Origin of the sequence: Nocardia sp. N2S4-5 (assembly GCF_044628355.1) — a bacterium.
Classification (GTDB): domain Bacteria; phylum Actinomycetota; class Actinomycetes; order Mycobacteriales; family Mycobacteriaceae; genus Nocardia; species Nocardia wallacei_B.
Window position 1 is genome coordinate 3,445,196 of record NZ_JBIUPM010000001.1, and the last position, 20,562, is coordinate 3,465,757.

General features: G+C 71.0%; 19 protein-coding genes. 8 read left to right on the forward strand and 11 right to left on the reverse strand.

The features are described from left to right. The first annotated feature begins 25 nt into the window (after positions 1–25). Positions 26–700, forward strand: coding sequence for a phosphoribosyltransferase (locus ACFMRZ_RS15660; RefSeq protein ID WP_400179735.1), 675 nt, complete (start codon positions 26–28; stop codon positions 698–700). A gap of 12 nt (positions 701–712) precedes the next feature. Here ACFMRZ_RS15660 and ACFMRZ_RS15665 read toward each other — a convergent pair whose 3' ends face one another. After that, positions 713–1,453, reverse strand: a complete 741-nt coding sequence (locus ACFMRZ_RS15665) for a TetR/AcrR family transcriptional regulator (protein ID WP_400179736.1) — start codon at positions 1,451–1,453, stop codon at positions 713–715. 44 nt (positions 1,454–1,497) lie between these two features. On the opposite strand from ACFMRZ_RS15665, the gene ACFMRZ_RS15670 reads away from it, so the two are divergent. Continuing rightward, positions 1,498–3,012: an FAD-dependent monooxygenase gene (locus ACFMRZ_RS15670; RefSeq protein WP_400179737.1), complete on the forward strand. Its 1,515-nt coding sequence runs from the start codon at positions 1,498–1,500 to the stop codon at positions 3,010–3,012. Between the two features lie 13 nt (positions 3,013–3,025). On the opposite strand, the gene ACFMRZ_RS15675 is transcribed toward ACFMRZ_RS15670, so the two are convergent. Together ACFMRZ_RS15675 and ACFMRZ_RS15680 are read right to left on the reverse strand one after the other, a co-directional pair. Continuing rightward, on the reverse strand, positions 3,026–3,841 hold the full coding sequence (locus tag ACFMRZ_RS15675; protein ID WP_400179738.1) for a GNAT family N-acetyltransferase: 816 nt from the start codon (positions 3,839–3,841) through the stop codon (positions 3,026–3,028). Between the two features lie 55 nt (positions 3,842–3,896). Beyond that, positions 3,897–4,148: a hypothetical protein gene (locus tag ACFMRZ_RS15680; RefSeq protein ID WP_280271406.1), complete on the reverse strand. Its 252-nt coding sequence runs from the start codon at positions 4,146–4,148 to the stop codon at positions 3,897–3,899. A 282-nt stretch (positions 4,149–4,430) separates the two neighbouring features. On the opposite strand from ACFMRZ_RS15680, the gene ACFMRZ_RS15685 reads away from it, so the two are divergent. After that, positions 4,431–4,961 carry a hypothetical protein gene (locus tag ACFMRZ_RS15685; RefSeq protein WP_280271407.1) on the forward strand — a complete coding sequence of 177 codons (531 nt, stop codon included), beginning with the start codon at positions 4,431–4,433 and terminating at the stop codon, positions 4,959–4,961. Between the two features lie 4 nt (positions 4,962–4,965). Here the strand turns inward: ACFMRZ_RS15685 and ACFMRZ_RS15690 are convergent, their stop codons facing one another. Together ACFMRZ_RS15690 and ACFMRZ_RS15695 are read right to left on the reverse strand one after the other, a co-directional pair. Further along, positions 4,966–6,093 (reverse strand): acyl-CoA dehydrogenase family protein, encoded by a 1,128-nt coding sequence (locus ACFMRZ_RS15690; RefSeq protein ID WP_400179739.1) that lies wholly within the window; start codon positions 6,091–6,093, stop codon positions 4,966–4,968. 9 nt (positions 6,094–6,102) lie between these two features. Further along, positions 6,103–7,275 carry an acyl-CoA dehydrogenase family protein gene (locus ACFMRZ_RS15695; RefSeq protein WP_400179740.1) on the reverse strand — a complete coding sequence of 391 codons (1,173 nt, stop codon included), beginning with the start codon at positions 7,273–7,275 and terminating at the stop codon, positions 6,103–6,105. 183 nt (positions 7,276–7,458) lie between these two features. Here ACFMRZ_RS15695 and ACFMRZ_RS15700 point away from each other — a divergent pair, with 183 nt between their 5' ends. Then, positions 7,459–8,217 (forward strand): hypothetical protein, encoded by a 759-nt coding sequence (locus ACFMRZ_RS15700; protein WP_400179741.1) that lies wholly within the window; start codon positions 7,459–7,461, stop codon positions 8,215–8,217. A 29-nt stretch (positions 8,218–8,246) separates the two neighbouring features. Here ACFMRZ_RS15700 and ACFMRZ_RS15705 read toward each other — a convergent pair whose 3' ends face one another. Beyond that, positions 8,247–9,077, reverse strand: a complete 831-nt coding sequence (locus tag ACFMRZ_RS15705) for an alpha/beta fold hydrolase (RefSeq protein WP_400179742.1) — start codon at positions 9,075–9,077, stop codon at positions 8,247–8,249. Between the two features lie 135 nt (positions 9,078–9,212). Here ACFMRZ_RS15705 and ACFMRZ_RS15710 point away from each other — a divergent pair, with 135 nt between their 5' ends. Next, positions 9,213–10,193, forward strand: coding sequence for a helix-turn-helix transcriptional regulator (locus tag ACFMRZ_RS15710; protein ID WP_400179743.1), 981 nt, complete (start codon positions 9,213–9,215; stop codon positions 10,191–10,193). Positions 10,194–10,216: 23 nt separating this feature from the next. Here ACFMRZ_RS15710 and ACFMRZ_RS15715 read toward each other — a convergent pair whose 3' ends face one another. Beyond that, positions 10,217–11,992, reverse strand: coding sequence for a DEAD/DEAH box helicase (locus ACFMRZ_RS15715; RefSeq protein ID WP_280276067.1), 1,776 nt, complete (start codon positions 11,990–11,992; stop codon positions 10,217–10,219). A gap of 224 nt (positions 11,993–12,216) precedes the next feature. On the opposite strand from ACFMRZ_RS15715, the gene ACFMRZ_RS15720 reads away from it, so the two are divergent. Together ACFMRZ_RS15720 and ACFMRZ_RS15725 are read left to right on the forward strand one after the other, a co-directional pair. Then, on the forward strand, positions 12,217–13,071 hold the full coding sequence (locus ACFMRZ_RS15720) for a carbon-nitrogen hydrolase family protein (RefSeq protein WP_400182875.1): 855 nt from the start codon (positions 12,217–12,219) through the stop codon (positions 13,069–13,071). Between the two features lie 32 nt (positions 13,072–13,103). Beyond that, positions 13,104–13,772 (forward strand): phosphoribosyltransferase, encoded by a 669-nt coding sequence (locus tag ACFMRZ_RS15725; RefSeq protein ID WP_400179744.1) that lies wholly within the window; start codon positions 13,104–13,106, stop codon positions 13,770–13,772. A gap of 46 nt (positions 13,773–13,818) precedes the next feature. Here ACFMRZ_RS15725 and ACFMRZ_RS15730 read toward each other — a convergent pair whose 3' ends face one another. From ACFMRZ_RS15730 to ACFMRZ_RS15745, 4 genes are read right to left on the reverse strand one after another with little or no spacing between them, the layout of a single operon-like run. After that, positions 13,819–14,577: an ESX secretion-associated protein EspG gene (locus tag ACFMRZ_RS15730; RefSeq protein WP_400179745.1), complete on the reverse strand. Its 759-nt coding sequence runs from the start codon at positions 14,575–14,577 to the stop codon at positions 13,819–13,821. Between the two features lie 45 nt (positions 14,578–14,622). Continuing rightward, positions 14,623–15,930: a WXG100 family type VII secretion target gene (locus ACFMRZ_RS15735; protein ID WP_400179746.1), complete on the reverse strand. Its 1,308-nt coding sequence runs from the start codon at positions 15,928–15,930 to the stop codon at positions 14,623–14,625. After that, on the reverse strand, positions 15,923–16,333 hold the full coding sequence (locus tag ACFMRZ_RS15740; protein WP_280276063.1) for a hypothetical protein: 411 nt from the start codon (positions 16,331–16,333) through the stop codon (positions 15,923–15,925). The genes ACFMRZ_RS15735 and ACFMRZ_RS15740 overlap by 8 nt, the downstream gene beginning before the upstream one ends. 24 nt (positions 16,334–16,357) lie before the next feature. Further along, a complete protein-coding gene (locus ACFMRZ_RS15745) occupies positions 16,358–16,981 on the reverse strand; it encodes an alpha/beta hydrolase (RefSeq protein ID WP_400179747.1) in 624 nt (207 codons plus the stop codon). A gap of 214 nt (positions 16,982–17,195) precedes the next feature. Here ACFMRZ_RS15745 and ACFMRZ_RS15750 point away from each other — a divergent pair, with 214 nt between their 5' ends. Continuing rightward, the gene (locus ACFMRZ_RS15750) at positions 17,196–20,552 is read left to right on the forward strand and encodes an AAA domain-containing protein (RefSeq protein ID WP_400179748.1); all 3,357 of its coding nucleotides are present in this window, start codon (positions 17,196–17,198) and stop codon (positions 20,550–20,552) included. Positions 20,553–20,562 lie beyond the last annotated feature (10 nt).

Below are 20,562 nucleotides of genomic sequence, written 5' to 3' on the forward strand. Positions count from 1 at the left end.
TTTCCACGATCCTTCAGGAGGCTTCATGCTGTTCCTCGATCGTCGCGACGCCGGCCGCCGACTGGCCGGTCATCTGATGGCATTCCGCGGCCCCGACATCGTGGTGGTCGGCCTTGCCGGTGGGGGCGCCGCGGTGGCGTGCGCGGCCGCCGCCGAGTTGCGCGTGGCGCTCGATGTGATGGTGGTCCATCAACTGCGCACCCCGGAGCAACCGGAGCCGGCGTTCGGTGCGATCGCCGAGCGGGGCGTGCGGGTGGTGGACGGGGACCGGGCCCGCGCGCTGCGCACCGGCGCGGCCGAACTCACCCGGATCGAGCGGCTGGAACGAGATGCGTTGCGGCGCCGGGTCGAACATCTGCGCGCCGCGGGCCAGCGACCCGAGTTGGCCGGGCGGACCATCGTGATCGTCGACGAGGCGCTGACGGTGGCCGCGCCCGCCCGCGCGGCCTGCCGAGCGGCCTACGCGCTCGGCGCGATCAGAGTCGTGGTGGCAGCGCCGGTGGGCGCGGAGACGGCCATCACCGGCCTGGGCGGTGATGCCGACAAGGTCGTCTGCCCGCACACCCACGATCGGATCACCGACGCGAGCGAGTACTACGAGGACTACGCGCCCCTCGACGACGACGATGTCCGCGAGTTGCTGCGCCAGGAGTCCGGTCCCGCCGCGACCACCGCCCGCCGCCTCGAGCGCACCGGCTGACCCGCGTCTGCCCTAGTCCGGGCGGGGCAGCCCCAACCGCTCGGTCAGGCCGTCGAGCAGGCAGCCGAGCGTCCACGCGACCGGATCGTCGGGTCCGGCGCCGGTGCGGCCGTGGAACCAGCGCGCGAACGCCGGATAGCGGTCGTCGGCGAGCAGCGGTTCGACGAACGGCCGCGCGGCCGCGGCCAGCTGCTCCTCGGTCCGCAGACCGCTGCGGGCGCGCATGCGCCGCTCCTCCGCCGCTTGCAGCGCGGCGCCTATCAGGTGGCCGTCGACGGCGCCGGTGAGCAGCGTCAGATCGTCGGCGCCGCGGCCCAGCGGCTCCAGCAGCGCGAACCGATAGTCGAAGTAGCGCAAGGCGTTCGGACCCAGCGGCGGTCGGGTGTGCCACAGTTCGCCGAACCACAGGTGCCGGCGGATCACGTCCCAGGTCCGCAGGGCGAGTTGCTCGAGCCCGGTCCGCCAGTGCGCCGTGTCCGCCGAAAGCGTTGCGGGCAGCGGGATTTCGCCGTACACGGCGTCGATCATCAGGTCGACCAGACCGTCCTTGCTGCCGATGTAGCGGTACAGCGACATCGGCGTGGACGCGCCGACCGCCGTCGCCACCCGCCGCATGGTGAGCGCTCGCGCGCCGTCCGCGTCGGCGATGGCCAGTCCGGCGCGCAGGATGTCGGCCCGGCTCAGGCTGGTCGTGGGCCGGCCCGGCGGTTCCGGCAACGACCAGATCAGCGGGCCGGGAGCGTCCTCGGTCATCACACCTCCTTGCCCGCATTCAATCACTCGTGTACAACGTACACATGATGTACAACGTACACGAACCTCGTGTTCTGATCGTCGGCGGCGGCCTGGTCGGGCTGTCGGCGGCACTGTTCCTGCAACACCAGGGCGTCGACGCGGTGCTGGTCGAGCGACGCCGGACCACCTCGCCGCAGCCGAAGGCGCGGCGCATCAACCTCCGCACCATGGAGCTGTTCCGGCAGTTGGGAATCACCGACACGGTGCTGGCCGCCGCCGCGGACCTGGCCGGCTACCAGGCGATGGCGGCGGGGCCGACGCTGGCGCAGGCCCAGCAGCTGCCCTTCACGCTGCCCGGCGGGGTGCCGCAGTGGGACACCATCACTCCGGCCACGTCCTGCCTGTGCGCGCAGGACGAGCTGGAGCCGACCTTGCGGCGGGTGGCCCGCGAGCGCGGCTGCGACGTGCGTTTCGCCGTCGAATGCACCGAATTCGCCGAGGACGCAACGGGAATCGAGGCGACGCTGCGGGCCGCCGACGGCACCGTGGAGCGGATCCGGGTGGACTACCTGATCGCCGCGGACGGTGCGGCGAGCCCGATCCGGCAGCGGCTCGGCATTCCGCGCTCCGGTCGCGGCAGCCTGGGCCGCGCGGTCAACGTCTATTTCCGCGCCGATCTCCGGAACCTGGTGCGCGGCCGGGAATTCAACCTCTGCCAGATCGACAACGACGCCGTCCCCGGCGCTTTCGTATCCGTCGACGGGGCCTTCCGGTGGATCTTCAGCACGGCCGACGGGGTGGACCGGCCGCTTGACCGGTGGCCGCGGGCGCTGCGCACCGCGATCGGCCTCCCCGATCTGCCGCTGAAGGTGCTGAGCGTACTGCCTTGGGAGCCCGGCATGTTCGTCGCCGACCACTACCGCTCGGGCCGGGTGTTCCTGGCCGGGGACGCCGCGCATGTCATGCCGCCGTACGCGGCGGCGGGCGCGAATACCGGCATCCAGGACGCACACAACCTCGCCTGGAAACTCGCTCACGTGCTCCGCGGCGCCGCCGGACCCGCCCTGCTGGACAGCTACCACGCCGAACGGCATCCGATCGGGTGGTACGTCGCCGACCAATCCAGCGTGCGGACCGCCGACCTGCGCGCGATGAACACCACCTCCACCGACGGAACACCGCTCGCCGACCCGATCGCCCTCATCCTCGGCACCCGCTACCCGGCGGGCGCGCTGATCGGCGACGCGAGCGCGCACACGATGGACCACCTCGACGTCGGCGGCCAGCCCGGAACCCGTGTGCCCCACCGATTCCTGCCCGACGGGCGCTCCACCCTCGATCTGATGGGCACCGGTTTCGCCCTGCTGACGGGCCCCGCGGGGCAGCCGTGGCGAGCGCGGGACACACCGGTCGAGGTGCACGACCTGGACCGGAGCTGGTGCGCCGCAGCCGGACTCACCGACTCGGGCGCGCTACTGGTGCGGCCCGACCAGATCGTCGCGTGGCGCTCGCCCACCCTGCCGCCGGATCCGGCCGCGGCCCTGCGAACGGCCCTCGACCGCATCCTGTGCGCTTGACGGACGTTGTGCGCTAAACGAACTCGTAGTGCACGAAGTTGCGCACCGGCTCGAAACCGATCGCCCGGTAGATCTTGTTCGAGGTCGGATTGGCGATATCGGTGAACAGGCAGACCTCGGAGCCGTTGTCACGCAATAGTTTCGACACGTGCGCGGTGAGCGCACTGGCATAGCCGCGCCCACGTCGCTCGGGCGGGGTGTAGACCGGCCCGATGCGGGTCCAGCCGTAGGCCCGGCTCTGATAGGCGGCCATCGCGACCGTCGCGCCGCCGTTCTCCCACAGCCACCATCGCCCCAGGGCGATGCGCGCGCGAATGGCTTCGGCGCTCATGCCGATACCCTCCTCGCGGCGCATCTGTTCCGACCAGCGCGCGCACAATCCGATATCGGATTCCCCCGCACGCCGCGCACTTCCGGGTACCGACGGCATCGAGAGCGCACCCAGCCGATACAGCCGACTGGCGACATCGAGGCGAAATTTACTGCCGCACAGCGCCGTCCACTGCTCGGCGAACACCAGGGCGATCCCGGGCGGCCCCTCCACACCGGGCGCGTCGGGAACCCGTTCCGCGAAGGCGCGCACCAGTTCCGGCACCGCCGGGTCGGGAACGTCACCGAGATAGACGGCGTGCCCGGAGGTACACATGCCGGTGCCGATCACCGCACCGTCGGCGTGCACCGCCGCGAAAACGGCCGGGCCGGCGGACAATCCGGTGACGAAACTGTCCACGACGGTCGCGACGACCGTATTGCGCAGTGGATCCCGCCCCAGGAACTCCGCCGCACGACGCTGGAAGGCCACCGCGTCGTCGGTCAGCTCGATCCTCATACCTACCTACGGTAAGCGCCGCATCCGCTGTCGCCCACCGAGTTTCGCTGTGTGATCACACAGATTCGGCACCGTCCGCGCGCAGCTTGAGCAAGACCAGCCCGGCGGTGCAGGCCAGGATCAGGCCCGCGACGGCGACCTCCACGCGCAGCCCGGCAATGCCCAGCACCGTGCCGGTGAGCCCACCGATGAAGATCAGCCAGGCCACCACCCGGGCGACGACCGCTCCGACGGCGCGGCCGGATTCGGATGTGTCCGAATCGTTCTGCCCTACCGCGCGCAGCGGGGATGTCGAGTACGCTCCCATCACCACTCCTCGATGACGCCCGCCGATCTGCGGATTCAGCAAGTGTCATCAGCAAACTTCAGGCGTCTCACGTGTAACTTTGCTCACACGCTAGTTGCCCGTTGCCGAAACGTCACACGACACGGCCGCAAAACGCGGGTATGTAACCGATTCGATATGTGAATCGCCGTGGTTTGAGATGACTTTCGGGTATCTTGCCGAGCAACCGGACTCGTCTGGCCCGACCGCCCCGCCTTCGTTTAAGGTGAGGCCACCCGGAAACGTACGAGGAGCGGCGCACCCATGGAGAACAGGGCGGGTTCGGGGGGACGCGGGGTGGACGACGAGTCGCCACCCCGCCTGAATGCCAAGATCGCCGGCCCGGCGCTCGCCGCGGGCGCGGTGTCGCTCGGGCTGGTACTCGTCGGATCGTGCGGGCTCGGACAGCGCGACGTCTACGTCACGCCGCCCCCGCTGAACGCCGGGCTCCAGTCGGCGCCGCCCGGCGGTGTCACCACCAAGGCCCCTGGCACGACGGCGCAGGCGGTGCTCATCCCGCCCTCGCCCAGCTGGCGGGTCGCCGTCAATCCCCCGGCGCCGCGCCGCACGCTGTCCGGTGTGCCGACCACTTCGCCCGGCGCGGAACCCGTTCCGCCCGCCGCGGGCGAACCCGCCCGTGGCACCGAGGCGATCGACGACACCGCACCCGTCCCTACGACCACCACGACCACACGGTCGACCACCACCCGTCCGACGACGACCCGCCCCGCACCCACGACCCGGCACGAGTCGTCGGCGGAGCAGGAGCCGTCGTCGGACGAATCGGGCAACTGACCGGTCAGAGTTCGACGAGCCCGTAGTCCCCGATCCGGTCGGCGAGCACGCGCAGATGTTCCAGCCCGCCGCCGAAGGTCCGCTCCACGGCCGTGAGCCGTGCCGTGTAGTGACTGACCGGATACTCGGTGGTGATGCCGATACCGCCGTGCATCTGCACGGCCTCCTGCCCGATGTGCCGGGCCGCGCCGCCGACCTGCAACCGGGCCCGGGAGGCCACCGCCGCGTCGACATCGCCGTCGGCCAGGGCCGCGGTGAGGTACAGGCTCATGCTCCGGGCCAGTTCCAGCGACACGTACATGTTCGCCGCGCGTTGGGTCAGGGTCTGGAACTTGGCCAGCGGGACGCCGAACTGCTTGCGGGTCTTCAGATATTCGGTGGTCAACCGCAGCGCCTCGGACATCGCGCCGACGGCCTCCGCGCACAGGCCGGCCTGCGCCGTGCCGATCGCCGCCGCGATGGTGCCGGTGCTGTCCGTCGCGTCGCCGAGCAGTTCGGCCGCGGCCGACGCGAATTCCACTTGGGCGCCGCGGCGTTCGTCGAAGGTCCGGTAGGGCTTGCGCACCACGCCCGCGTCGTCCGCGGCGACCAGGAACAGCGCCAGCGCACCGTCCGGCAGGGTCGCGCTGACCACCAGGCGGTCGGCGCAATCACCGTGCGGCACCGGGTTTTTCACGCCTGTCAGGCAGTAGCCGTCGCCGTCGGCCGCGGCCCGCGTCGCCACCTCGGTGGCCGGCCACCGAGATCCCGGCTCCTCGTGCGCGAAGGCCAGCAGGACATTGCCCGCCGCCACTTCCGGCAATACGCGCTGCCGCTGCTCGGCGCTGCCCGCGCGGGCGATCAGCCCGCCCGGCAGCAGCACCGCGTCCAGCAGCGGCTCCGGCGCGAGCCGCCGGCCGATCTCCTCCATGGCGACCATGGTCTCCACCGGCCCGGCGCCCATGCCGCCGTCCTCCTCGGCGAAACTCAGCCCGAGCACGCCCAATTCGGCCAGCTGCGACCACACCTCGCGGCTCCAGCCGAGATCGGTCTCGAGCACCTTCAATCGCGTTTCCGGGTCGTAGGCCCGCGCCAGCAGGTCGCGCACGGTGTCGCGGAGCAGCACCTGTTCATCGGTGAGTTCGAAATCCATGGCGGCGCCTCACAATCCGAGGATGGTGGAGGCGATGATGGTGCGCTGCACCTCGCTCGAACCTCCGTAGATGGTGGTCTTGCGGTAGTTCAGATAGCTGGGACCGGTGCGCTGCGCCCAGTCCGGGGAGCCGATGTCCGCGGCGCCGACCGGCAGGGCGTCCGGACCCGCGACGTCCAGCAGCAGTTCGGTCGCGGCCTGCTGGAGTTCGGTGCCCCGCAGTTTCAGCACCGACGAGGCCGGATTCGGCTTGCCCTCACTGGAATTGGCCACCACCCGCAGCAGCGTCAACTCGAGCGCCAGGAGTTCGTTCTCCAGCTCCGCCACCCGCGCGGCGAACACCGGGTCGGCCAGCAGGGTGCCGCCCGCCACCTTCGTCTGCGCCGCGTACTTCTTCGCCACCGCGAGCCGGACCTTGGTGCGGCCGACGCCGGTGATGCCGGTGCGCTCGTTGCCGAGCAGGAACTTCGCGTACGTCCAGCCCATGTTCTCCTCACCGACGAGCTGGTCGGCGGGGACCCGGACATTCTCGAAGAAGACCTCGTTGACCTCGTGGTGGCCGTCGATCAGCTTGATCGGCCGGATCGTGACGCCGGGCGTCTTGACGTCGAACAGCAGCAGCGAGATGCCGGCCTGCTTCTTCGGCGCGTTCGGGTCGGTGCGCACCAGGCAGAAGATCCAGTCCGCGTACTGCGCCAGCGTGGTCCAGATCTTCTGGCCGTTGACGATGTAGGAATCGCCGTCGCGCACCGCGGTGGTGCGCAGCGCCGCCAGATCGGAACCGGCGTCGGGCTCGGAGAAGCCCTGGCACCACCAGATGTCGAGGGCCGCGGTGGGCGGCAGGAATCGCTGTTTCAGTTCCTGCGAACCGAATTGGGCGATCACGGGGCCGATCATGTTGGCGTTGAACGTCAATGGCTCGGGTACGCACGCGAGCTGCATTTCGTCTTCCCAGATGTGGCGCTGGATCGGGGTCCAGTCCTTGCCGCCCCACTCGACCGGCCAGTTCGGCACGGCCAGGCCGTGCTCGTGCAGGGTCTTGTGCGAGGTGACGATGTCCTCGCGGGACAGCTCGCGCCCGAACTCCACCTTCTCGCGGATCTGGGCCGGAATCGCACTGCGATAGAGCCGGCGCAGGTCGTCCCGGAAGGCCACCTCGTCGGGTGACAGGGCAAGTTTCATGGGCGTCTCCCACCGTGTTCGAATGTCCGGCATCAAACCTACCCTTCGGTAATCTAAGCCTGTCGCCTGGATCACACCGCGATTCCCGCCGAATCCGCCCGCGACCGGCAGGTGCGCCCACCTCACCACCCCCGAGCTGGTACGTTGCTGCGAGTGGGAGTTCACGATGAGGGAGCACGACCAGTGAACGGCAAGACCTTCGCACGCCTGGCCGCCGTCGCGGCCGCCTGCGGCATGAGTGTGGCGACCGGGCTGGGCAGCGTCGCCGCCGAACCCGCCGCGTCGCCGATCGATGCTGCCGTCGAGCAGCTCGGCGCGGTCGTCGGCCCGGATCCCGCCGCGCAGGCAGGTGTCGGCGCGCTGGCGAATTCGGCACAGCTGATCGCCGCCGCCAAGCTTGACCACATCGCGGGCGGTTTCACGCCGTTCTGGTACCAGGCGCCCACGTTCGGCTGCGGTACCAACTTCCCGATCTCGCTGACCGCGGTCGCCGGCGCCGCGGGTGTGCCCGGACCCGACCGCGGCATCGCCGGTGAGTACGCCACCGTGCGCTTCCAGGCCACCCCGAACATGTGGGGCTATCCCACCGCCTCCGGCCTGACCGTGGCCTGGCTGAACACCGGCAACGGGCGCAGTGGAGTCGCGACGCTGGACGAGCGCACCGACACGGGGACACCCAGCCTGACCAAGACCGTCGACAGCGGACCCGGGACCATCGTCGCCGGCATGTGGGGCACGATCGGCTACCCCGGCGCCACCTGCGTCATGGCCCCCACCATCGGTGTCGTCACGGTCTACCCCAACCCCCTGACCGATCCGTACGCCCCCAGGCCGGAACCCACCCGCCCGGGCCAGTCCACCCCGTCCGCCCCCGGCCCCGCGTCGACCGAGGCCCAGCTGACCGCCCCCGATACCAACGCGGCCCCCACCGGCGACAACTGACGCCTACCACTCGGCCGGTGATCGGATCGCTATCCGGTGCCCAAGGCGGCGGTCTCCGCGAAGAACGCGGTGGTTTCCTCGAATACCTCGCGCGGCTTCTCGAGGCCCACCGAGTGGCCGCAGCCGGGGAGGACGACCGAACGTCCGGCGGTGGCGGCGGCCAGGTGCTCCGCGGCGATGGCCGGTTCATATGCGTGGTCTTGCTCGCCCGCGACGGCCAGCACCGGAACGACGCGATCACCGGCCGCACGTTCGAGGCGCAGTTCGTTTTCCGTGTCGCCGCGGTAGATCACGCCCTTCACGGCAGGCCCGATCCGCGGCGGCAGCGCGGCGATATGGTCACGCCATCGCCGAACCATAGCGCCGCCCTCGGCGAGCGTGTCGTCTCCGAACATGATGTGCAGGATGATGTCGGCGCGTTCGCGCGCACCATGCGCGGTCAAATGCGTAGCGAGCGGAGCGTATTCGACAACTTTGAGTTCCGATCGCGCCGACGATCCCAACGCCACGGCGCTCCGCAACAATTCCGGCCGGCGCGCCACCAGACGCACGGCCACCATTCCGCCGAGGCTGTTACCGACGAAATGGACGGGTCCGAGATCGAGGCGGGCGATCAGGCCGGCGGCAGTCGTGGCGAGCGCATCGACCGTCAAACGGTCGGTCGTCGTATCTCCGCTGCGCCCCTGTCCCGGGTGGTCGTAGGAGATCACCCGGAAGCCCTGCGCCACATAGCGGGCGGAGAGTTCTTCGAACATGGACGAGTCGAAGAACAGGCTGTGCGACAAAACGATCGGGATGCCGTCCTGCGGTCCCTCGTCTTGGTAAGCCACGTCGATACCACCGATATCGGCTATTTTCACGATCGCTCACGCCTCCTCGTCGAGTGGTGCGCTGGATGTCGAATCAGTGCACAATGACAGAGATTAGGACGCGAATAACCCGTGGTACGAACAGATTTCGACGGGTATGGCGACAGATTTTCGCAGGGGCTCGAGGTGGAGACGGAATACCTGGCGACCGGGCTGGACACGCGCGCAGTCCCGCCGGCCGAACGCACGGCGTGCTGGGAAGCTCACGTGCAGCACAACCACGGTCGCATGGCATTCGATTTCGTGTCCGTGCAGGACTTTTCCGGCTCGACCACGGTGCAGCGCTGCGCCGACCAGCAGCTCGTCACCTTCGCCTCGGACACGATCCGGTACCGCCGCACCGCCCGGCATGCCCGCGGCGACGACGACCACAGCGGCAGGCTCGTCCTTCCGACACATGGCCGGATCAGCCTGTCGCAGGCCGATGAGATCGCCGAGATCGGCACCGGAGAACTCGGACTGATCCGCATGGACGCGCCCATGGCACTGGCCCACGCGGCGCACGCCCGCGCGCTCATTCTCACCATCCCCGACGGCCCGGTCATCGGGCAGCTCAGCGGCCGCGCACCCCTGACCCTGACACCGGATCGGCCCCTGATCGCCATGCTGGCCACCCAGCTCCGCATCCTCGCCCGATTCGCCGGCAGGATGACCGCGAGCGAATTCATCCAAGGCAGCCGCCATTTGCTGAACCTGCTCGAATCCGCACTGGATCAGGACCGTGCGCACCAACTGCACGGCCGCGCCGCCCTCGCCGAGCGTGCCCGCATCCATATCCACACACATTCGGACGACCCGAACCTCACCCCGGCGGCGATCGCCGAGCACCTGGGCTGCTCGCTCACCACCCTCACCTCGGCGTTGAAAGAGACCGGCCGGACGACACCCGGGAAATTGCTGCGTCTCCGCCGTCTCGATCAGGCTCTCTTGCGCCTGCGCGATCCACACCGCCCCATCGGCGACATCGCGTTCGCATCCGGATTCGGATCCCTCAGCGGTTTCCGAGCGGCATTCCAACAGCGCTATGCGATGAGCCCCGCGGAAATGCGGGACAGTTTCTTCCGCGCGTCACCCGCATCGGCATCTCCGCGTCACGGTTTCGAATAACAGGCCGGTACGCGGAGCGCGGGTCAGGAGCGGGGCTTGCGGCGATCCGGGCGGCGTTCGGGGCGGCGCGGGGCGCGGCCGAGAGGGCGCTGGCCGGGCGGGCCCTGGTCGGGTTGCAGCTGGATCAGGACGCCGCTGATCCTGGTGCGGCGCAACGCGTCCAGGGTTTCGGGCGGCAGGTCCGCCGGCAGTTCCACCAGGCTGTGGTCGGGCCGGATGCTGATGTGGCCGAAGTCGCTGCGCCGCAGACCGCCCTCGTTGGCGATCGCTCCGACGATGGCGCCCGGCACCACGCGGTGACGCTTGCCGACGGCGATCCGGTAGGTCGCCATCTCCGCACCGGTGGCACGGTGGTGGCCGGTCCCGCTCGGCTCCGGGCGACGTTCCCGGTCGTCGAACTTGCGCGGTCCCCGCTCGCGCCGCTCCGGCTCCGGCTCGGGCTCCATGAAGAAGTTGTCGCCGTCGTGGCCGCCGACCGCGAGCGCCGCGGCGATGTCGGCCAGCGGGATGTTGTGCTCGGCCTCGTAGTCCTCGATCAGCTTGCGGAACAGCGCCAGATTCGGCGAGGCGAGATTCTCGGTGATGGCGTCGTGGAACTTCACCACCCGCTGCGCGTTGACGTCCTCCACGCTCGGCAGCCGCATCTCGGTCAGCGGCTGGCGGGTGGCGCGCTCGATCGCGTCCAGCAGGCGGCGTTCGCGCGGCGCGACGAACAGCAGCGCCTCACCACTGCGCCCGGCCCGACCGGTCCGGCCGATGCGGTGCACGTAGGACTCGGTGTCGTGCGGGATGTCGTAGTTGACCACGTGCGAGATGCGGTCGACGTCCAGCCCGCGCGCGGCCACGTCGGTGGCGACCAGGATGTCGAGCGCACCCGACTTGAGCTGGCCGATGGTGCGCTCGCGCTGGTTCTGCGCGATGTCGCCGTTGATGGCGGCCGCCGAATAGCCGCGCGAACGCAGCTTCTCGGCCAGTTCTTCGGTCGCCTGCTTGGTGCGCACGAAGATGATCATCGCCTCGAACGGCTCGACCTCGAGGATGCGCGTCAGGGCGTCCAACTTGCGATGGTGCGATACATGCACCCAGCGCTGGCCGATATTGGTCGCGGTCGCGGTCTTGGCCTTGACCGTGATCTCGACCGGCTCCTTCAGGTACTGCTTGGAGATCTTGCGGATCGCCCCCGGCATGGTCGCGGAGAACAGCGCCACCTGCTTCTCGGCCGGGGTGTCGGCGAGGATCCGCTCGACGTCCTCCTGGAAACCCATCTTGAGCATCTCGTCGGCCTCGTCCAGCACCAGGTACCGCAGCTGGGACAGGTCCAGCGTGCCGCGCTCGAGATGGTCGATGACGCGCCCGGGGGTGCCGACCACCACCTGGGCGCCGCGGCGCAGTCCGGACAGCTGCACGGCGTAGTTCTGGCCGCCGTAGATCGGCAACACGTGCACGCCGGGCAGATGCGCGGAGTAGCGGCCGAAGGCCTCCGCCACCTGGATCGCCAGCTCGCGGGTGGGCGCCAGCACCAGCGCCTGCGGGGCCTTGCCGCGGTTCTCCAGACCCATCAGGATCGGAATGGCGAACGCGGCCGTCTTGCCCGTTCCGGTCTGCGCCAGACCGACCACGTCGGCCCCGGTGAGCAGCGGCGGAATCGTCGCCGCCTGGATCGGCGACGGTGACTCGTAGCCGACATCGGCGATCGCTGTCAGAATGCGATCGTCGATACCGAGATCGGCGAAGGACGGGTCGGTTACGTCCCTCTCGTCGTCGGCGAAGGAACCACTGTCGACCGGTGAGGTGCTCATTGACCAGTACTTTACTTCGTGGCGGTGGCCGCCCCGACCCTCGGGCCAATACGGTGAGACCTATGCAACCGCACGAGCCGACCGTGCCCGGCGTCACCGGCGCACCCGCGAACTCCGCCACCACCACCGGATCCGAGCCCGGCGCACGGGGCGAAGCGACGTCGGTGGTCGTCAGCTACTCGGGGGCGACGGCCGCGGGCGCACCCCGGCCGCCGGCCGCCGGACTGGAACCCGGCGGGGCCGCCGCGCCCGCGGAGACTCCGGAACCGGCCCCGTCCATCAATGTCGCGGTGGTGCAGTTCGGCCCCTACACCGACAAGGACGCCAACCTGGCGACGCTGCGCGAACAGGTGCGCGCGGCGGCCGAGCACGGCGCGCGGGTGGTGGTCGCGCCGGAGTATTCGATGTTCGCGGTGACCCGGCTGGATCGGCGGGTGGTCGAGGCGGCAGAACCGATCACCGGGCCGTGGGTCGACGGCTTGCGCGGCCTGGCAGCCGAATTCGGGGTGCACCTGGTGGCGGGCGTGGTGGAGGCGCCCGGCGGCGGGGAGTCCGACCGCATCTACAACACGCTCGTCGCGGCGGGGCCGGACGCCGAGTTCGCGGCGGTGTACCGCAAGGTACATCTGTACGACGCCTTCGGATTCCGGGAGTCGGACGTGGTGCTGCCGGGCGAGATCACCGACCCGGCCGTCTTCACCGTCGACGGCGTGGTGTTCGGCCTGCAGACCTGTTTCGATCTGCGCTTCCCCGAGGGCTGCCGGCGCGTCGCCGCGGCCGGTGCGCACGTGCTGCTGCTTCCGGCGCAATGGATTCCGGGCCCGGCGAAGGTCGACCAGTGGACGACGCTGCTGCGCGCCCGCGCGATCGAGAACACCGTCTACGTCGCCGCCGCCGATCAGGCCGGGCCGCGCGGCGCGGGCGCCTCGATGATCGTGGACCCGGCCGGCACGCTGCTGGCCGAACTCGGCGAGACGGCCGGAATCGCCACGGCCCGAGTCGATCTCGCGTATCTCGAGCAGGTGCGCGCCACCAATCCGAGCCTGTCGCTGCGCCGGTTCACCGTCGAGCCCGGGTAGTGACCAGCGCACACGGCTAGACTGGACAGACCATGATCTATCCGGATCGCGCCGCCGCCGGTCGCGCGCTGGGTGAGTCGCTACTGCACCTGCGGGCGTCGGACCCGCTGGTGCTCGGACTGCCGCGCGGCGGGGTGCCGGTGGCGGTCGCGGTCCGCGCGGTGATCGGCGGCGACCTCGACATTCTGCTGGTACGCAAACTCGGCGTGCCCTGGCAGCCCGAACTGGCCATGGGCGCGATCGGCGAAGGCGGCCTGCGGGTCCTGAACCAGGACGTGGTCGATCACACCGACGTGACACCGGCCCAGCTGGCCGAGACCGAGGAACTGGAACACGCGGAACTGCAACGCCGCCAACGGATTCTGCGCGCGCACGCACCACCCGTCACGCCGCGGGACCGCACGGTGGTGATCGTCGACGACGGCATGGCCACCGGCGCGACCGCCGCGGTGGCGTGCCGCATCGTCCGACTGCTCGAACCCCGCCGGATCATTGTGGCGGTGCCCGTCTCCTCCCCCGAGGCCCTGCACCGAGTCGGCAAGCTCGCCGACGAGACGGTCTGTCCCCTGGTGCCCCGCGTGCTCGGCGGCGTCGGCGGCGCCTACGAGGACTTCCACCAACTGAGCGACGACGAAGTGATCGACATCATCCGATCGGGGGTTCCCGAACACAATCCCGGTCCGAGAGAGGGCCGGGAATAGCGCCTCCTGTCCGGCACGCTTCGGCCGGGCCGACGCCGACGCGCACTCACCAATCGGCGGGCTCGGCGACCAGACGTTCGGCGGCGGCGACCAGCGGGCGGAGTTGGGCGGCAAAGGCTTCGGCGTTCACGGGGACGATGTCGACCTCGGCGCGGGTGCGCACCGTGTAGCGGCCGTCGCCCGCGACATTGATCCAGCAGAGCACGCCCAGGGGGCGCATGGACCCGTCGGCGCGGCGAGCCGAGACGACGATCTGGCCGATACCGTCACGGGGTTGCCGGAGCAGCCGTCGCATCCGCGCCGAGATCGTCGGACCCGCGACCGGCACCGTCACCAGATCCCGGCTGTCCTCCCGCACGCGGTCCAGCGGCGCGGTGTGCCGCGGACCGGCGCCCGGAGAATTCTCCGGCAGCACCGAAACCACGCGCGCCGCAAGAACTTTCGGGGCTCCGACGAACAGCCGGACGTCGGAACCGCGGTCGGGGCTGTCCCCCGCGCGCTGCGCCGCGACCACCGTGACCTGCCCCGCGGTCGCACCGAGCACCCGCACCGGCTGCACCTGTCCGGCCGGACCGTGCTCGCCGACCACCTCCACCTGGATCGCCGGGCGCGACAGGACCCGCAGGGCCGCCTCCAGATCCGGGTCCAGCGTGTTGTCGCACCACTCGCGCAGGGCGGGCAGCTGGGCGGCGCGTTCGGCGCTGTCCCGGGCGGACAGGCGCACCGCCAGCGGATACGGGATCCGGTCGCCGTCGGTCCGCTCCCAGGCCAGCGCGAACTGGTCCGGGGTGAGGGTCCATCTCACCGGCGGCGGCCCGCCTCGGTCGAAGGGATCTCGCTCATCCGGCCGTCAGTAGTCCTCGGCCCATTCGCCGACCACCGGCGGCGTGGTCGGATCGAGCTGACCGACCAGCTCGGTGCCGGGCTCGGCCGGCTCCAGGTAGGTCGGCTCGTCGAAATCGTAGTACTCCTCGTCGTCGTCCTCGTCGTACTGGGAACGCTTGGGCGGCACCGGAATACCCGGGCCGGAGCGGACGGCGTCACCGGCGGCCAGCGCACTGCCCGCCAGACCGCCGACCACGCCGGCGCCCATCCCGCCCACGGCGTCGGAGGTCGGTTCGTGGCGCTGCTCCTGATCCTCGCGCTTGCGCTGATCCTCGGAACTCTGCGCCGTGGTGGCCGCCCCGGCGGGCCGGCGCGGAGCCACCACCGCCACCGCGCCCGGCGCGGGCGCCGCCGCGGCGGCCCGGCCCGAAGCCGGTATGCCTTGCGGCGCAACTGTATTCGCCACGCTTGCCGGAGCCACCGCCGCCGGACGGTCGGACGCCGTGGCCGCCACGGGCTCCGCGGCGGCCACGGCGGCGGGGGTAGTCGCCGCGGCGGGCGCGACCGCGGCCGGAGCCACGGTGTCGTCACCCGGCTCGGCCGGATCGCCGGAATTGTCTTCGGATTCGGCTATCTGCTCGCCGTTGACAACTTGCGGCACAGTCACATTCGGGACACCGGCGATGACGGCATCCGGCCCCGCCAGCGAATCGGTCGCGTCCGGCCCGCTGTCGACACCGGGCCCGGGGCCCGGTTCCTCGGGCGCCGGGTACATTCCGCCCTGCGGGAATCCCGGCACACCGTTGCCGGTCGGCACGAACGCGCCCGCGTACACCGTGTCCATCACTCGGACCACGTCCTGGCGCAGGCCCTCGGCCTGCTTCTGCGCGGCGACATTGAGCGTGGCGCGCTTCGGATCCAGCAGCGCCGCTTCCAGATCCGCGCCCACGTCCACCGGCCTCGACACCGCACCGCGCAATGTCTCGGCGGCGTCGTTGGCCTGCCCGAGCCGCTGCGCGACCGCCGACATCACGTCGGCCACATGCTGTCCCAGTTCCTCGAAGGCCTGCATCGCGACGACGGCCTGCTCGGCGGCGCTGCCGCGCCAGCCGTCCGCGATGGCGCCGCGAATCTCCGCGTGCGCCTGCTGAACCGCGTCGCCGACCCCGGCGGCCGCGTTCTGCCAGGTCTGCCGACCGGCCGTCAGCACCTCGGGATTCATTTGCAGCACACCGCGATAGATCTCGTCGTAGCGCATCCGATCGAAGACCTCGACCGTCGGCGAGTAGTCGGGATCGGGCTCGGCGGCCTGATTTCCGCTGATCCTACGCATGGCCCACCCCCACCGTATCGGCGCCGACGCGCCCGATCACCGCGGACATCTCCGCGTCGCCCTCGGTGTAGGCGGCGGCCGCCGCGCGCAGCGCCTGCGCCAGCTGCCGGGCGGCATCGGCGTACTCCTGCAGCCGCTCCGCGCCTTGCGCCGCCTTGTCCTCGAAGCCGCGGCGCAGCGCGTTGCCCGATTCGAAGCCGCCGAATCCGGGCAGCGACGCGGCCGCGCGCAGCGTCCGGATCTGTTGCTCCACTTGATCGGCGAGCTGTTCGTAGCGCCGGGCACAGCGCTCGTGCACGCCCTCGGCGACGAGCACGCCGTCGATCCACAGCCGACCGTCGTCGACCGCCTGGGTCAGGGCCGCGACATCACTACGCAGGTCCCCCGGTTCTTGCGATCGCACCGGTCCCCCTTTCTCGTGCTCACATCACGGGCGCACCGGTTCCGCGACGACGCCCTGGATCCACTCCACGATGTCGGCGGTGACTTGTGCCTGCACCGGTTCGTGCAGCAGATCGTGCCCGGCATCGGCATACTCGCGCAACCGCAACCCTACCGATTGCGCCCGCGTCGTCCAGTCCCGAATCGGATCGATAGGGGCGCGGCGGTCGTCGACGCCGTGCAGCAGCAGGACCGGCAAACTCGGCGGCAACACCGGTCCGGATTCGATCGCCCGGCGCGGGGTTCCGGTGAGGACGAGGCCCGCGCACTCCGGCGGCGCGGTCAGCGCGGTGGCCGCGCCGAGCGAATGACCGGCCACGATCAGCGGCGTCCCGGGACGCCGGGTGCGTACCAGCGTGACGAACGCGTGCGCGTCGGCGGCCAGTTCGGCGGGCGTGCCGGGCGCCCGCGGATCGCCCTCGCTCAGGCCCTGACCCGGCACGTCGAGCGCCCACGCCTCGATCGATGCGGCGGCGAGGCCGCGGGCGAAGCGGTGGTAGTGCCCGCTGTGCTGACCGGTGCCCGGTAGCAGCGCGAGCACCGCCCGCGGCCGCTCCACCAGCCACTGCCGATAGTGCAGGCGCCCCCGAGCCCCGTCGAAAAACGGCATCCGGCAACCCCTTCCACGCTCGGCGCCGCACCGGTTTTCGACTCTGCCCCGGTCCGCGCTCCGATGTCTTTTCACACGCGCCCGTCCAGACCATACGACGACACGCCCCCCTCACGCCACGCCGTTCTACCTCGACTGATTACGCTGAGTCGCGACTCGGCACACAAGAACGCGACGGCCGGGTGCGGGTGTCCGAGGCGCAGGAGGGCCGCGATTGATTCTGGTCGGTGATCGTGTCGTGTGCAGCACCGGTGACCTGGTGGCGGCGGCGCACTGCGAGTTCGCGCTGCTGCGCGCGCTCGATGCCGAACTGGGTCTGGTAGCGCGGGTCGAGGCCGGCGCCGGTGTACTGCTGCCCGAACACGAGGCCGTCGACCTGCCCGGACTCGATGTCGTCGGAATCGATGCGCCGGAACCGGGCACCGCGGCCGAAACCGTCGCGGCGCTGTACCGGGCGCACGAGCGGACGGCCGCCGCACTGCGCGACGGAGCGGACGCGATCGCCGGGGGCGTCTTCTTCGACGGCGCGTTCGCCGCCCGCTGTGCGGCCCTGGTGCGCAGCGATTCCGGCGACGAGCACTCCGCGAGCGTGGTACCGGAACTTCCCGTGCTCCCCCTCGAATCGGCCTGCTACACCCTCTACGGTCCCGCGCGGGCCGACGCGCCGATCGCCACCCTGCTCGAATTGGCCGCGTGCGCGGAAGCCTTGCGGCACATGGGCTTCCGGGTCGACCCCGCACTGCGTGTCCGCCACCCGGACGGCTCGGTGTCGCAGTACCCGCTGGCGGACGCGGCCCGGGTGTACGCCGCGCGGCGGCGGCGCCTGGCGGCCGTCCTCGAGGCCAAGCAGAACGAACTGCTGCCGGTGCAGTGGGGCGACCGCCGGTACCTGGCGTGCGGGGAATGCACGACGTGCACCACGGAGTTGGTGACCGGACGCGATCTGCTGCTGGTGGCCGGGATGCGGCCGACGGTGCGGGCGCAGCTGCGCGACGCCGGTATCACCACGGTGGACCGGCTGGTGCATTCCGATGCCGCCGTGACCAGGGTCGCCACCCAGACGTTCGCGGCGCTGCGCCGCCAGGCCGAGATGCAGCTGCGCGGCGAACGCACCGGGGAGCCGGTGTACGCCCTGACCAACGCGGCCGCGCTCGCCGCGCTGCCCGTGTCCTCGCCGGGCGATGTCTTCCTCGCGCTCGCGGGCACCCCGGCCACCGTCGTCGGCGTCGGCGTGCTGCCGGCGCGTCCGACCGAGGAGGGCGAGGACGCCGCGGCGATCCTGTTCCACGCCTTCGGCCTGCACGACGATCCGGCCGCCCTGCTGGAATTCCTGGCCGACCGGCAGCAGCGCCATCCCGAACTGCGCATCTACCACTACCGTTCACCGGCTCGCCCGCTGCTGGCGCAGTTGTGCGCGGGCTGTGGCGCCGATGAGGAGATCTCCGACGACCTGCTCGGCGCCCTGGTGGACCTGTATCCGATCGTGCGGTCGGCGCTGGTGGTCGGCGAGCGGTCCTACGATCTGGCGGACCTGGGCGGCCTGCTGGGCAGCGAATCCGCCTGCGACGACCTGGAATCGGAGTGCGCGCGCATCGCCCGCCTGCGCGACCGGCTGCGGGAACTGGCCGCCGAGAACGACATTCGGGCCGCGCCCGCGCCGCGCGAGACACCCGCCGAGTCGCCGGCCGCGGTGGAAGCGGCGCTGCGTGAATTCGCGTTCGAGGGCATGACGGGAGCGACCCGCGCCGAGCCGGCGGAAACGGCCGACGCCACACCGGAACCGGCCGGATGCCGCACGCCCGCACAGCAAGCCGCCGGGCTGATGGCCGCCGCACTGGGCTACCGCCGCCGCGAACGCCAGCCGCTGCATTGGGCCCACGCCGACCGGCTGCACCGCCCGATCGCCGAATGGGCCGACACCCCGGGCGTTCTCGTCGCCGACTGGGGCTCCGTCGACACCAAGTGGCACAGCACCGGCCACGGACCCATGCGGCGATACCTGAAGCTCACCGGACGCCTGGGCACCGGCAGCGCACCGCCGCCCGGGACCGCCGTGCGCACCCTCTACGACCACCCCGTGCCCGGTATGCGGGCCGTGCCGGGACGGCGGGCCACCGCCGCGGCCACCGTGCTCGGCTGCGCGCTGGACGACAATTTCGACGACACCGTGCGCGTCGAGGAACTGTTGCCCGAGGGCTGCGCCCCGTACGACGATCTGCCGGTCGCGATCGTGCCCGGTCTGCCCGGCCGCGACGAGAACATCGAGGCGGCATTGGAATTCGCCGGGCACCACCTGTTGATGACGCTCCCGGAGATTCCCGCGACGGCCGCTTTCGACCTGCTGCTGCGCCGCCCGCCGCGGCTGCGCACCGCCCACGCCCTGCCGGAGGTGTTCGGCGACCATGCCGCCGCCGTCACCGCCGCCGTGCTCGACCTCGACGATTCCTATGTGGCGGTACAGGGCCCGTCGGGCACCGGCAAGACCGATACCGCGGCCCGGGTGATCGAGCGCCTCGTCACCCGTTACAAGTGGCGGGTCGGCGTTGTCGCGCAATCACACTGGGCGGTCGAGGAGGTGCTCGACGGGCTGGTGCGGGTCGGTGTGCTCCCCGAATTGGTGGCGAAGTCCGACGCCCGCGCGGTGGCGCCGGAATGGCTGTCCATCGCCCCGGACCGCTACCCGCGTTTCCTCGACAACGCCGTCAACGGCTGCGTGATCGGCGGGCTGCCCAGCGCTTTCGCCGATGCCGAACGCGTCGCGCCGGGCTGCCTCGACCTGCTGATGGTGGCCGACGCGGGCCATTTCCCGCTCGCCGATGCGGTCGCCGCGGCCGCGTCGGCCCGGAATCTGCTGCTGCTCGGCGATCCCGCGCCGCTGCCCGCGCACGGCGCCCACCCGGAACCGGTGTACGAGTCGGCGCTGGGCCGGTTGGTCGGCGAAGGACCCACGCTGCCACCGGAATTCGGCTACTTCCTGGACCGCACCTGGCGAATGCATCCGCGGCTGTGTGAGCCGGTGTCCCGGCTGCGCTACGGCGGCCGCCTGCGGTCCACCGAAACCGTCACGCTGGCACGCGATCTGGAGGGCGTGCCGCCGGGCGTGCGGTCGATCCCGGTCGAACATCACGGCAACGGCACCGAATCCGCGGAGGAGGCCCGCGAGATCGTGCGCCGGGTGCGCGGGCTGCTCGGGCTGCCGTGGCGGCAGGGCGCGGTGACCCGTCGGCTGCATCCGCACGACATCCTGGTCGTCACGCCGTACCACGCGCAGGCCGCGCGCATCCGAACCCTGCTGTCCCGCGCCCGGATCGAGGATGTGCTGGTCGGCACCGCCGAACGGTTCGCGGGCCGGGAGGCCGCCGTGGTGCTGGTGTCGATGACCAGTTCCTCCCCCGCCGAGGCCCCGCACGGTATCGATACCCTGCTGTCGCGGCACTGGCTCACCACGGTCGTGTCGCGGGCGCTGTGGAGCGCGCTGGTCGTGCACTCGCCGCTGCTGACGGAGTATCTGCCCGAGACCCGGGAACAGCTCGCGGACCTAGCGACCTTCCTGGAGCTGGTGTCGCCGTAGCCGGGCCGGA